At 59.8% G+C, this 12,315-nt stretch carries 12 protein-coding genes; 5 read left to right on the forward strand and 7 right to left on the reverse strand.

Annotation, left to right across the window (positions count from 1 at the left end; translation table 11 throughout):
• Nucleotides 1-160 precede the first annotated feature (160 nt).
• Nucleotides 161-766 (forward strand): hypothetical protein, encoded by a 606-nt coding sequence (locus tag CUJ90_RS32460; RefSeq protein WP_152035373.1) that lies wholly within the window; start codon nt 161-163, stop codon nt 764-766.
• A gap of 32 nt (nt 767-798) precedes the next feature.
• Here CUJ90_RS32460 and CUJ90_RS33620 read toward each other — a convergent pair whose 3' ends face one another.
• Nucleotides 799-930 (reverse strand): hypothetical protein, encoded by a 132-nt coding sequence (locus tag CUJ90_RS33620; protein ID WP_277998138.1) that lies wholly within the window; start codon nt 928-930, stop codon nt 799-801.
• Between the two features lie 9 nt (nt 931-939).
• Between CUJ90_RS33620 and CUJ90_RS21520 the strand changes: the two genes are divergently transcribed.
• A complete protein-coding gene (locus CUJ90_RS21520) occupies nt 940-1,755 on the forward strand; it encodes a helix-turn-helix domain-containing protein (RefSeq protein WP_244220107.1) in 816 nt (271 codons plus the stop codon).
• A gap of 6 nt (nt 1,756-1,761) precedes the next feature.
• On the opposite strand, the gene CUJ90_RS21525 is transcribed toward CUJ90_RS21520, so the two are convergent.
• Entirely contained in the window at nt 1,762-3,162 is a 1,401-nt protein-coding gene (locus CUJ90_RS21525; protein ID WP_114163894.1) for an MFS transporter, read from the reverse strand.
• A gap of 358 nt (nt 3,163-3,520) precedes the next feature.
• On the opposite strand from CUJ90_RS21525, the gene CUJ90_RS21530 reads away from it, so the two are divergent.
• Entirely contained in the window at nt 3,521-4,474 is a 954-nt protein-coding gene (locus tag CUJ90_RS21530) for a 2-hydroxyacid dehydrogenase (protein ID WP_114163895.1), read from the forward strand.
• Between the two features lie 102 nt (nt 4,475-4,576).
• The gene (locus CUJ90_RS21535; RefSeq protein ID WP_114163896.1) at nt 4,577-5,506 is read left to right on the forward strand and encodes a LysR family transcriptional regulator; all 930 of its coding nucleotides are present in this window, start codon (nt 4,577-4,579) and stop codon (nt 5,504-5,506) included.
• Here CUJ90_RS21535 and CUJ90_RS21540 read toward each other — a convergent pair.
• From CUJ90_RS21540 to CUJ90_RS21560, 5 genes are all read right to left on the reverse strand, one after another.
• Nucleotides 5,481-6,515, reverse strand: coding sequence for an NAD(P)-dependent alcohol dehydrogenase (locus CUJ90_RS21540; RefSeq protein ID WP_114163897.1), 1,035 nt, complete (start codon nt 6,513-6,515; stop codon nt 5,481-5,483). The genes CUJ90_RS21535 and CUJ90_RS21540 overlap by 26 nt on opposite strands.
• 108 nt (nt 6,516-6,623) lie before the next feature.
• Nucleotides 6,624-7,604 carry a sugar-binding transcriptional regulator gene (locus CUJ90_RS21545; RefSeq protein WP_114163898.1) on the reverse strand — a complete coding sequence of 327 codons (981 nt, stop codon included), beginning with the start codon at nt 7,602-7,604 and terminating at the stop codon, nt 6,624-6,626.
• 70 nt (nt 7,605-7,674) lie between these two features.
• Complete coding sequence (locus CUJ90_RS21550) at nt 7,675-8,559, reverse strand: carbohydrate ABC transporter permease (protein ID WP_084561447.1); 885 nt, start codon at nt 8,557-8,559, stop codon at nt 7,675-7,677.
• Complete coding sequence (locus CUJ90_RS21555) at nt 8,556-9,494, reverse strand: carbohydrate ABC transporter permease (RefSeq protein ID WP_244220108.1); 939 nt, start codon at nt 9,492-9,494, stop codon at nt 8,556-8,558. Before CUJ90_RS21555 ends, CUJ90_RS21550 begins: the two co-directional genes overlap by 4 nt.
• Before the next feature lie 70 nt (nt 9,495-9,564).
• Nucleotides 9,565-10,917: an ABC transporter substrate-binding protein gene (locus tag CUJ90_RS21560; RefSeq protein ID WP_114163899.1), complete on the reverse strand. Its 1,353-nt coding sequence runs from the start codon at nt 10,915-10,917 to the stop codon at nt 9,565-9,567.
• 258 nt (nt 10,918-11,175) lie between these two features.
• Between CUJ90_RS21560 and CUJ90_RS21565 the strand changes: the two genes are divergently transcribed.
• A complete protein-coding gene (locus tag CUJ90_RS21565) occupies nt 11,176-12,300 on the forward strand; it encodes an ABC transporter ATP-binding protein (RefSeq protein ID WP_114163900.1) in 1,125 nt (374 codons plus the stop codon).
• The last annotated feature ends 15 nt before the right edge of the window (nt 12,301-12,315 follow it).

A 12,315-nucleotide genomic window follows, 5' to 3' on the forward strand; every position in this document is an offset into this window, starting at 1 on the left:
CTTTGCCCAATTAATTCAGGAAGAGCGCGCATAACTGATATTCAATTCATTGCAAAGTTATTTCTATGTTCTTTTTACGCCAGCGATAAACCGCTGGATGGCGGAATCCGCCACATGAACCGACGCGCCTAAACGCCCGAAACACTAAACACCTGCGGCAATGCAACATAGTCGCATTTACGCGGCGCCCAGCCTTTTCTTACTAAGTGAAAGCGCTCTTGCTTCGCGCAATCTGGTATGGCAATCTGAGGACGATTTGCTGCTCTGCAGCCCCAGCACCGCATGCCCGATGGCGCGACGAACGAACGTTCGCGTACTATCCGAGCGCTTTCCGCTGCGGGCCTGGTCCGATTCAAAACCCGGAATGCCATTTCAAATTGCCATGCATGATATTGCCGGCGTCAATTTAAGCATCGGGCATTCTCAAACCCGCCGTGTCATTGAATTCGGGTGTTTCGAACAATTTATCGGCGTAAAACGTTTGCGAATCGCAACCGGCGCTCTCAATGCATATTTCATATTCCGTTGCAATATAAGGCTAGCAATCGAGGCGCACGCCGATACCTTTGGATGCGTTAAAGCCGGCGTGAAAATCTCCACATCTTCTGCCCGCTTTCCAAGCGCCTTTTTTGCCCCGCAGCGCGTGCTCGCCCACGGCCCCAAAAGTAATTCCGTAGCAATCGCGGTCGTGGACGAAGCGCTGAATCGAGGCGTTAGGCGGCTCAAGCAGGGTAAACCTTGTCACCGGGGAAGTTCATGGGACTGATTCAATATGCGCAATCACACCATGCGCGGCAGTCAGTCGTTTTGCCGCAAACGAGCACCGTCAAACGCATCGAAATCGCAGTGTTCAACGGGTTCTCGCTGCCGGACGCGGCGTCGATTGTCGAACTGTTTCAGGCCGCGAATGCGCTGAATCGTGAGGCGCACGCCGGCTCCGTGCAATACGAGGCGACGCTTCTCTCCGCTTCGGGCGGGCGGATCGCGAGTTCGTCGTCGGTGTTCGTGTGGACCGAAAGTTTCGCTTCGCATGGTCTCACGGGCGAATCCCGTGCCCTCTTCGTCGTGGGAGGGACAGGTGCGGACGGCGCTTTGCGCGACGCTCGCCTGATCGCCTGGCTACGCGAGGCGTCGAGGCGCGGCGAGACGATCCATCCCATCGCGGAGGGCCGCCTGTTGCTCGAGGCGGCGGGTATCGACCGCGCCGGAACAACCGGCTTTTTCGACGACGACGTCACCTGGTCGCGATTTGCCGAGGGGCTGTGCTCGAACGTGCCGCATCGAATACGCGCGGCTCTATGTATTGTCGAAGACGACCTCGGGCCCGCCGTCGCGCGACGGGTTGCCGAGTCGGTAACACGTGGTCACACGGTGCCGGAGGCGCGCGTCAGCGCTCAGATCATGGAGTCCGCGCGCTGGCTGGAAGCGAACATCGGCCGCGCCGTGACCATGGACGAAGCGGCGCGCGTCGCCATGATGAGTGAACGGAACTTCCTGCGGCGTTTCAAGAGCGAGATGGGGAGAACGCCGTCCGATCATCTGCTTCAGGCACGTCTCGACATGAGCCGGCGATTGCTGGTTGAGACGAGCCTGCCGGTCGAGAAGATTGCAAGGCACTGCGGGATCGGCGGTGGCGGCCGACTGGCGAAACTGTTTCGCAAGCATCTGTCGACAACACCGACGCAATACCGCGCGCTCATGGGACAGTGTGGAACTGATCCGCAATGCTGGCCCGTCCAGAACATCGTCCGGTAACGCGGTCTATTTGGGTTTCCGCACTCCGCCACTCGCACCCGTCTCCCCCGCCACCGGCTCCACGACGCTGAGCAACAGCACCGCACACAACAGCGCCGTCCCGACCATATACAGAAACACACTGGTCCAGCTATAGGCATCCAGCAGCATGCCGACGGCCAACGGTGCGCATGCGCCGCCGATTTGCCCGACGCAGTTCACAATGCCGAATGCCGTCGGGTATGTCGATTTAGTGGCAAGGCCCATCGGATAGGCGGAATACCCCGCGAAGCCGATGCCCAGCATGAGACCCGACATCACCAGCACCACGCCAAGAAAGGCGACGCTGTCGGGTGCGTCGATGAGCAGCAACATCATGAGCATTGTTCCCAGCGCGCCGAGAATCATCATCGGCTTGCGTCGTCCGCCAAGGATGCGATCCGAAATGACGCCGCCGAGCATGTTCCCCGCCACTGCGCCAATGAAGGGCGCCGATGCAAGAAAGCCCATTTTCACAGAGGCAAAGCCCTTGACCGTGACGAGGTAGGTTGGCATCCACGACATGAAGATGTTGCTGATGCCGATCATGCAGCCATAGCCGATAGCCACGCCGAAGATATTCCATGAACCGAACACCTGGCGAATCGTCTCGAGTTGCGGTACACGCCTGGTACGATTGAAGGCGTCCAGATACGGAATGGTTGCCCATTGATGACGGCGTAATGACTCTCTGCCGCTGCTCTCAACGGACGCGCCGTCCATGATATAGCGGCGTTCCGCCGGAGAACAAAACCTATTCTCGCTGGGCGAGTTCGTGACCAGCAGCATCCAGACGATCGCAAACAATATTCCCGGTACGGCGAAAACATAAAAGATCTCTCGCCATCCCCACAACTGGATCACGACGATGCACACCGAAGGCACGATCAATGGGCCCAATTTCGATGCGGCAATCCAAAGACCCGTGGCCGTGCCTTTTTCCCTGGCGGGGAACCAGCGATTGATCACATTCGTGCAGCCGATGCCCAGCGGACCTTCGGATAAGCCGAGGCCGACGCGGTACACCTGCATCAGAAAGACCGACGAAGTCGTTCCCATCAGGCCCGTGAAAATCGAAGTGAAGATCATGAAGACCGCGAACAGAAAGCCGGTCGTCTTTTCACTGAGCCGCTTATAAAGCAGGCCGACGGGAATTTGCACGAAGCCGTATGCGAACGAGAAAAGGCTGACGATCAAGCCGGCTTGCGTGTTGGATATGCCGTACTCCTTTTTCAAGTAGGGCAAGGCGATACCGAAGTTGGCCCGGTCGGCACAGGCGATCGCCCAGATACAGAAGATGAGGCCCATGACTATCCAACGGTGGCCCGTGCGTCTTTCCGCGACGGAGCCTGCTTCGGGATTGGCGACAACGCTGTCAGCATTGTTCATTCTGCTTCCCTCCGATTCTCCGGCCGGAATCCGGCACTGTGTTCGAGAACGAAGACCGATAGGGATAGGGATGTACCAAGAGGCGTTGTCACGACGTTGTCTCCGATCTAATTGAAAAGGCTTTTTTAATGATCTTCTCTGATGACAAGACCAATTCTGTTGATCGGCGAGCCCACCGTCCAATCTTTTCTCGCTATTACTTGATGCCCGGATTGAATCGATCGCGAACCACGGCACGGTCCCATCGATTCGTGGATCAATTGATAGACTTTTCGGATTGGACGCGATTCCGCAAATGGCACATCATCCGCGGCGACACTGACTCAAACACGTTGTCCGTCAACAAGGAGCGTCTGAATTGAAGCCGAACATCCTGCAACTGAATCCCATCCTGGTTCCGGCAATCAACGACACATTGGGCGAACGCTACACCGTGCATCGCCTGTTCGAACAGCACGACAAGGATGCCTTCATTCGTGAACACGGCGCCTCGATCAGGGGCGTGATTACCGGCGGACATACCGGCATTTCCAACGATCTGATCGCAAGACTTTCCGCATTGGAAGTGATTGCCGTCAACGGCGTCGGCACGGATGCAGTCGATCTGGCGTTTGCGCGTGCCCGCGGCATTCCGGTCACCGCGACCTTCGGTGCATTGACCGAGGATGTAGCGGATCTCGCCATCGGATTGATGCTGGCTGTTTGCCGCGAAATCTGCACGGGCAATGATTTCGTGAAAACGGGTAACTGGAAAAAAAATCCGCATCCGGGCGCATTGCCGCTGTCCCGTCGTTTCAGCGGAAAACGCGTCGGCATTGTCGGCATGGGAAAAGTCGGCCGCGCTATCGCGCAACGCGCTTGCGCTTTCGGCTGCCCGATCGCGTATACGGATTTGCGCCGCATGGAGGACGTCCCCCATCAATTTGTTCCTGATCTTCTGGCGCTCGCGCGCGGTTGCGACATCCTCGTATTGGCCGCGGCCGCCGACAAGGCGCAAGGCATCGTCGATGCGGCAGTGCTCGACGCGCTCGGGAAAGACGGCTACCTGGTGAATGTAGCGCGCGGAAAACTGGTGGTGGAAAGCGATCTGGTGGAAGCGTTGTCCAAAGGCGCCATTGCCGGCGCGGGCCTGGATGTGTTCGTCGACGAACCGAATGTGCCTGCCGCCCTCTTCGGCATGGATCGCGTGGTGCTTCAGGCGCACCGCGCGAGCGCAACCGTCGAATCGCGCACCGCGATGGGCGAAATGGTGCTGGCGAGTTTATCGCAGGCGCTCGCCGGGCAACGACCCGAAGGCAGCCTGACCACGTAACCGCCGATGAGGCTAGCGCGTCGCGCCGGCGAGGGCCACGTCACGTATTCCAACGTCCGCACCTATAATGACCGTCGACTTATCCCTTCACGTCGACACAGAATGCTCGATCTCGCACAGGTACGTTGCTTCGTCACCGCGGCGACTGAATTGAATTTCAGACGCGCCGCGGCACTGCTGAACATGACACAGCCGCCGTTAAGCAGACAGATTCACTTGCTGGAAGACAATCTGGGCGTCAAGCTGTTTGAGCGGGTTGGCCGCACGGTCAAGCTGACCACGGAAGGGCGCGTGTTCCTCGCGGATGCGACACGGCTGCTGAACCTCTCCGAGCAAGCTGAGAGCACGGTCCGGCGCGCGAGCAAAGGAAAAACGGGCCGCGTGCGGATCGGCTTCACCGGCGCGGCCGGCTACGAATTGATACCGGGGTTATTGGTCGCCGCAAAAAATGTCTTGCCCGACATCGACGTGGTGCTGCTCGAACTGATCTCCGTCGCGCAGATCGAAGCCTTCTCCGCGAATACCATCGATCTGGGATTTCTCCGGCCCATCACTTCGCGGCAGAAACTGGAGTTTCTGCTGGTGGAGGAAGAACCGCTGATTGTCGCTTTACCGAAAGGGCACGCACTCTGCCGGCATAAGCGCATTGAACTCAAACAATTGCACAATCAGCCATTCATCATGCACTCACCCCTCCACGGCAAGTACTTTCATGACCGGATCATGAGCATGCTCGCCGCCGAGGACGTGCAACTCAACATTACCCAGTACATTGATCAGACGCCGACAATCTTGTCCCTGGTTCGCGCGGGGCTGGGTGTGGGAATTCTTCCAGCCTCCGCGCAACGATTCCACTACGACAACGTCGAATTCAGGTCCATTGCCAACAACTCCACTCAGGCCGAAATGAGCATGGCCTGGCGCTCCGATCAGGACAACCCCGCCGTCACCGCCTTCAAACTGATGGCGACGGAGTACTTCGCCGAGAAACGCGCCTTTCACCCGCTCACTCCAGAACGATCTGCACCTTGACGTCGCTGGGGTTGCCGCTTGCCGCTTCCTCGAATGCCTTCACGCCATCCGCAAAAGCGAACGAACGCGAAACGAACGGTTTGACGTCGAGCCGGCCAGAAGCGATCAACTGGATCGCGCGCGGGAACATATTGGCGTAGCGGAACACCGATTCGATGCGCAATTCCTTGACCTGCACCGCCACGATGTCCACGGCCACCGCGCGCTGCGGCATTCCGACGAGCACGAGGCAACCGCCGGGACACAGCAAATCGGCAATGCCATCAAATGCTCGTTCGTTGCCGCTGGCTTCAAAGACGACGTTCGCGCCCCACCCATCGGTGAGTTCCGCGACAACATCCTTCGGCTTCCGGTCGCGAATGTCGACCGCCGTCACGCCCTGGACCTTGCCGATCAGTTCGAGTTTCTCAGGCACCAGATCGCACACGATCGCGCGGCTGCACCCCCCGGCGAGCGCGGCCAGCGCGCACATCATGCCGATGGTGCCCGCGCCCAGAATAACGGCCACGTCCCCCGGTTTTATCTTCGCCTTCGTCGCCGCCTGCATGCCGATCGCCAACGGTTCGACAATCGCGCCTTCGGCAAAGCTGACGTTGTCCGGCAGCTTGAACGTGAATGCGGCGGGATGCACGACGAAGGGCGTGAGGCAGCCATGCACCGGCGGTGTCGCCCAGAAGCGCACGCTCGGATCGAGGTTATACATGCCTTCGCGCGCCGCGCGCGATTCCATGTCAGGCACGCCGGGCTCCATGCAGACGCGGTCGCCCACCTTTAGATGCGTGACCTCGTCGCCGATCTGCACCACGGTGCCGGCCGCTTCGTGGCCGAGCACCATGGGTTCGTTGACGACAAACGGTCCGATACGCCCGTGCTGATAGTAATGAATGTCGCTGCCGCAAATACCCACCGTATTGATACGGATGCGCACGTCGCGCGGACCCACGACTTGCGGCAGCGTGAACGGGCGCAGGCTGATGCGATGCGCTTCTTCGAGAACCAGTGCTTCCATGGCTAAAGCCCTCTACTAAGGGATAAAGGAAATAGAACCGCGTCGAAGGCCGTGCTCTCCTGCATTCGATCCATGCGCCGAATGCACCAAGACCGGTTCATCATTGCTTCAAGGTTCATCGCAGAGACGGCGAGCCGTGTCTTCGTCGGTCACCAGCACCGACGGATATCGTCCGCGCAACGCGGCCCGCGTCACGGCAAACTTTTTCGCGCCGCCGCTCACCAGAATCACGCGGCGGATCTTGCGTAGATCGTCGAGCGTGACGGCAACCGTGCGACGATTCAGCGGATGGTCGATGGCCTCGCCGTCGGCGTCCATGAAGTGGCCGAGCATGTCGCCCACCGCGCCCGCTTTCTTCAGTGCCCGAACCTGCTCGGGATCGGTGATGCCATATGTCACCACCAGCGACTCCGCCAGGTCGCCGCATGTCAGCAGCGCGAGATCCGATTTCCGGGCACGTTCATAGGTCTCGCGAACCGCATCTTCCCGCAGCAGCATGTCACGCACCGCCTGGCTGCTCACGTAGATCGGCGCCGGGAACAGGAAACCATCGGCCTGACATAAGTCGGCGAAGTCGGACACGATGTCGAACGTATTGATGCTCGGACAATGCGACAACCCACCCTGCAACGACACGGCGGATAACGGTCCATAAGCCCGATGCGGCAGCGCCCGCAATACGGCGCGGATCGTGCGGCCCCAACCGAGCCCGATGGTCTGCCCCGCCTCGATCTGCCGCGCCAGGTAATTCGCCGCGCCAATGCCGATCGCGGCCATGTTGCCTTCCGCATCGCCGCCGCTGGGCACCACCACCGCGGCCTCCAGGCCGAAGCGTTTGGCAAGCGACTCTTCCAGCGCCACGCACGGTGCGAGCCGGCTGTTGATGGTGATCTGCACCATTCCCGATTCGCGGCTCGCGGCGAGCAGCCGGTTCACGCGCACGCGATTGCTGCCGATCAGGTGTGCAATCTCCTGTTGCGTGAGGTTGCCCACGTAGTAATGCCATGCGACGCGCGCCTGCAATTCCTCCTCGGTATCGACAGGGAGTTCGGGCAGCGACGCAATAGCGGATGGCGCGGATCTGGTCATGGATAGGTTCGCTTTCGATGCTTTCGATGTAAATAGCGCGATGGTAATTCACCGTCGACCGCGTCAGCGTTCATTTCACCGCGCCCATCGTAAGCCCTTGCACCAGCCGGCCCGATACCGCCAGCGCAAAGACGACCATCGGCAACACAATCAGCGTACCTGTCGCCATGATTTCGCCCCACGGCAACTCGTAGCCGCTCATGTAACTGGTGGCGGCAACCGGTGACGTGATCGCGTCGGTGCGTGTCAGCACCAGTGCATAGAGCAGGTCGTTCCACGAAAAGATGAACGCGAAAATCGCGGACACCACGATGCCCGGCATCGCGAGAGGCAGGTTGATGCGCCAGAACACACGCCACGGCGACGCACCGTCCAGCCGCGCGGCTTCATCGAGTTCGACCGGTATGTTGCGGAACTGGTCGGTGCAGATCCATACGACGATGGGCAGCGAGAACGTCAGATACAGCAGGATCAGAACGATGTGCGTATCGACGAGGTCGAGCTTGGTCGCGATCAGGAAAAACGGCACCGCGAGCACCACGGGGCTCACCATCCGGTTCGAGATAAACCAGAACCACAGGTCTTCCTTGCCGCGAAACTCGAAGCGGGCGAGCGCGTAGGCTGCCGGCGTGCCGAGCAGGATGGAGAGAAACGTCGCGCTGCTCGCCACGATCAGCGAGTTCAACAGGCTCTGCGCCACGTCGTGTTCAAAGAGCGCGTCGGTGTAGTGCGCGATTGTCGGCGTGAAGAACCAGACGGGCGGCACCGCGAGCGCATCGGCCTGGCTCTTCAAGCTGGTCGTGACCATCCAGTAGAACGGGAATACCGACGAGAGGAATACGATCAGCAAGCCGATCGCATGCCAGAGCGTCGCACGGCGACGCGCATTTCTCGCGCGGCGGGCGCGCAGCGACAACGGCAACGCACTGGTGCTGGTATCCGTCGATGTGCTCACACAGCCTCCCGATAAACAAAGCGAATATAAAGCCGCGATAGCATGATCGTGAGGATCAACAGCAAGATTGCCTGGGCCGACGCCATGCCCTGATCGAACAGCCGGAACGCAACGCGCTGAATGTAGATGCTGATGAATTCGGTGGCCGTGCCCGGCCCGCCGCGCGTCATGGTGAACACGGCGTCGAACATCTTGAGCATGTCGGCGGAGCGCAGAATCAGGATCGCGGTGAGCCCCGGCAACAGATAGGGACGCTGCAGGTGCCACAAAATCTTGCTCCACTTCGGGGTTTCGAGCCGCGCCGCTTCTTCCGCTTCCTTCGGGACCATTGCAAGGCCCGCTAGCAGGATCAGTGCACAAAACGGCGTCCATTGCCAGATGTCCATGATCATCACGGAGATCACCGCGAGCGTGGGATCGGCGAGCCAGTCGAGCGGCGGAATACCGAAGAAGCTCAGCAAATAATTGACCACGCCGAACTGGCGATTGAAGATCAGCCGGCCGATCAGTCCGACTACCGCATACGTGGTTGCCATCGGAATCACGAGGCCCACGCGGGCCGCCACGCGCAACCACGGCAACGCCGTGCGGTGCAGCATCAACGCCGCGAACAGACCGAGCGCGATCTCGATCGGCAAGGTCATGCAGAGAAACAGCACGGTACGGCCGAGCGCGCCCCAGAACGATGGATCGGCCAACGTGGCCGTGTAGTTGTCGAGTCCGACGAAGGGCGTGCCCCCGGCGAGATCCGCGAGCTTGTACCGATGAAACGAGTTGTAAAGCGCGAGCAGCAGCGGATAGATGCCGATGATCGCCAGCGCCGCCACCGCGGGGAACAGAAACCAGAACGCAGGCGAGCGCGGCATGAAGCGAAAGCGCGCACGCCGCGGCGCTCGCGCTGCGCCGGTCGCTGGTGGAACCGTGGACTTCAGCATGAATCGTCTCCGCAAGTTGGCTTGCGTCAGCGAGCGAGGCATTGCACACGCTGCCTCGCTCGCCGCGGTGTTACTTCAACAAGGACTTCTTGCCGTCGTAATAACCCGCTTTCTTCAGGATCTCTTCCGTCTTGGCGCCGATGGTCTGCGCACCGTCCTTGACCGAAACCTGCCCGAGCATGATCTTGCTGCCCCACTCGCCGATTACCTCCGACACCGCCGGCCATTCCGGGAAGCGCGGCCGATAGTCGGGGACGCCGCCCTGCCACGACTCCACCATCGGTTTGACGAACGGATACTTGCTTTGCACCGCCGGGTCTTTATAGACCGCCGTGCGGCCGCTGACGCCGCCCGCATCGAGATACGGTTTCGCCATTTCCTCGGAGGTGATCCACTGAATGAAGAGCCACGACGCCGCCTGTTTCTTTGCATTCGACTTGGCATTCACCGCGAGCGAGAAACCGCCGAGCGCGGGTTTGAGTCCGGCGGCTCCCTTCGGCTCAGCCGTGATCGCGAGACAGTTGCCGATCTTCGACTTGCTCGGATCGGTTAGCGTCGGATAAAACGCGGACCACTCGGTGATCATGGCGACCTGCCCTTGCGCGAGCGCGTTCACCGCTTCCGCATGGTCGAAATCGACAATGCCCGGCGGCATGTATTTCATCAGCTTCTGTCGATAATCGAGTCCCGCCTGCGATTGCGGCGACATGAGATTCGATTTGAACTTCGCATCGAGCAATGAGCCGCCGTTCGGCCACAGTACGCGCATGAAGCTATCGGCCGATTGCGTTTCGCCACGGCGCGATTGCAGTGCGAACGCAAACTGGTTTTTCTCGGGCTTCGTGAGCTTGGGCGCATAGACGTTGAGTAGCTCGTCCCAGGTTTTCGGCGGCTCGTTGAAACCCGCGTCCTTCAACATGCATTTGTTGTAGAACATCAGGCCCGAGTAATTATCGAACGGCAGACCGTAGGTGGTCTTGTCCCATGTGCCGAACGAATCGAGCAGGATCGGAAAGAAGCCCGGCAGATTGAGTTTGGGGTCGGCCAGTTTGGGATTGTCGGTGAACGTCTTGATGGGAACCAGCCATTTATTGCTCGCGAACTCGCCGATCCACACCACGTCCACCAGCACCACGTCCTGATCGCCGCCGCCCACGAAGTTGAGCACCTCTTTTTCGCGGGTGCTCTCATAAGGGACCACTTCGGTACGAACCTTGATGCCGGTTTCCTTCTCAAACTGCGGAATCAGTTTCGACGCGGCCTTGTAACCCGGCCGGTCGAGAAATATGGCTTTGATGGTGGTGCCCGAATAGGGCTCGGCTGCCTCCTTCAGCGTCCAGGCGGACGCGTTGGATACCGACAGCAAGGATGCGGTAACGCCCGCGAGCGCGAACGCCGCGGCCTGCGTGCTGTGCTTTTTCATGCCTGTCTCCTGGGTAGTTCTTTTTAAAAGGGCCCAAAGCGGTCAAGGCCGGCTGAGCCGTTCGAAGCATGTCTCACAGGTTCTTACCGACTTCGTTTCACTTGTAATTTCAGTTTTACAATTGTATATTTGGACTCGATCCGGTTGTCAAGAACAAATTCGATAAGGGGTTCATGCTGCGTTGCACGGCACAGGCGCACACGAGTCCGTTACCTTGCGCACGCCGACTCACGGCGCGCGCATCAGCAGGAGACACGCATGAGCGCAGTTCAATTGCATCAGATCCGCAAGACGTTTGCGGGAACGGAAGTGTTGAAGAGCGTCGACATTGCCGTGGCAGATCGTGAATTCATGGTGTTTGTCGGCCCTTCCGGCTGCGGTAAATCCACGTTGCTTCGCACGATTGCCGGACTGGAGCGCTGCGACTCGGGGCAGGTTCTGATCGGCGGAGAAGACGTGACTGAACTGGAGCCGTCGCAACGCGGCGTGGCGATGGTGTTCCAATCGTATGCGCTCTATCCGCATATGTCGGTCTACGAGAACATTGCGTTCGGGCTGCGGATGATCAAGCTCCCCGAAGCGCAAATCAGGCAACGCGTGCAGCGCGCGGCACAGATCCTGCAGATCGAGCAATTGCTGGAGCGCAAACCTCGTGCGCTATCGGGCGGGCAACGTCAGCGCGTCGCCATTGGGCGCTCGATCGTGCGCGAACCCAAGGTGTTTCTGTTCGACGAACCTTTGTCGAATCTGGACGCCGCATTGCGCGTGCAGATGCGGCTCGAGTTGATCAAGCTGCACAAGCAGCTCGAGGCAACGATGATCTACGTCACGCACGATCAAACCGAAGCCATGACCATGGCTGACCGTATCGTCGTGTTGAATCATGGCAAGGTCGAACAGGTCGGCTCGCCGCTCGACCTGTACAGAACGCCCGTGAACCGCTTTGTCGCGGGGTTTATCGGCTCGCCGAAGATGAATTTCCTGCCGGTGAAGGTACTACGCGCGGATGCAGCGGGCGTGACGGTCGGGCTGCCCGGCGACACGCCGGTCACGCTGCCGTTTATCGCGGATGACGTAAAAGCGGGCGACGTCCTGACCTTCGGCATTCGTCCCGAGCATCTGACGGAGAGCGCGGCGGGCGGCATGGAGGGCAAGCTGTCCGGCAAGGTCATCGTCGTCGAGCATTTCGGCGGCGAGACCTTGTTGCACGTCAATCTGGAAGGCGACGTACTGATTCAGGTAAAGGGCTCGGGCGAATCCACCACCACCGACGGCCAATCCATCGAGGCCGGTTTCGGGCTTCGTCACGTGCACCTGTTCCGCGAAAACGGCGAGGCGTTGAAGCGCTTTCAGACAGTGGCGTGGACCGCCGCAACGGCTTGACCCGCCGGCACATCG

Origin of the sequence: Paraburkholderia terricola (assembly GCF_003330825.1) — a bacterium.
Lineage (GTDB): Bacteria > Pseudomonadota > Gammaproteobacteria > Burkholderiales > Burkholderiaceae > Paraburkholderia > Paraburkholderia terricola.

Bases quoted from the DNA above. Each gene is read 5' to 3' on its own strand.
- CUJ90_RS32460 (WP_152035373.1), top strand. From the start codon at position 161: ATGCAACATAGTCGCATTTACGCGGCGCCCAGCCTTTTCTTACTAAGT.
- CUJ90_RS21525 (WP_114163894.1), bottom strand. From the start codon at position 3,162: ATGAACAATGCTGACAGCGTTGTCGCCAATCCCGAAGCAGGCTCCGTC.
- CUJ90_RS21535 (WP_114163896.1), top strand. From the start codon at position 4,577: ATGCTCGATCTCGCACAGGTACGTTGCTTCGTCACCGCGGCGACTGAA.
- CUJ90_RS21540 (WP_114163897.1), bottom strand. From the start codon at position 6,515: ATGGAAGCACTGGTTCTCGAAGAAGCGCATCGCATCAGCCTGCGCCCG.
- CUJ90_RS21545 (WP_114163898.1), bottom strand. From the start codon at position 7,604: ATGACCAGATCCGCGCCATCCGCTATTGCGTCGCTGCCCGAACTCCCT.
- CUJ90_RS21555 (WP_244220108.1), bottom strand. From the start codon at position 9,494: ATGCTGAAGTCCACGGTTCCACCAGCGACCGGCGCAGCGCGAGCGCCG.
- CUJ90_RS21560 (WP_114163899.1), bottom strand. From the start codon at position 10,917: ATGAAAAAGCACAGCACGCAGGCCGCGGCGTTCGCGCTCGCGGGCGTT.
- CUJ90_RS21565 (WP_114163900.1), top strand. From the start codon at position 11,176: ATGAGCGCAGTTCAATTGCATCAGATCCGCAAGACGTTTGCGGGAACG.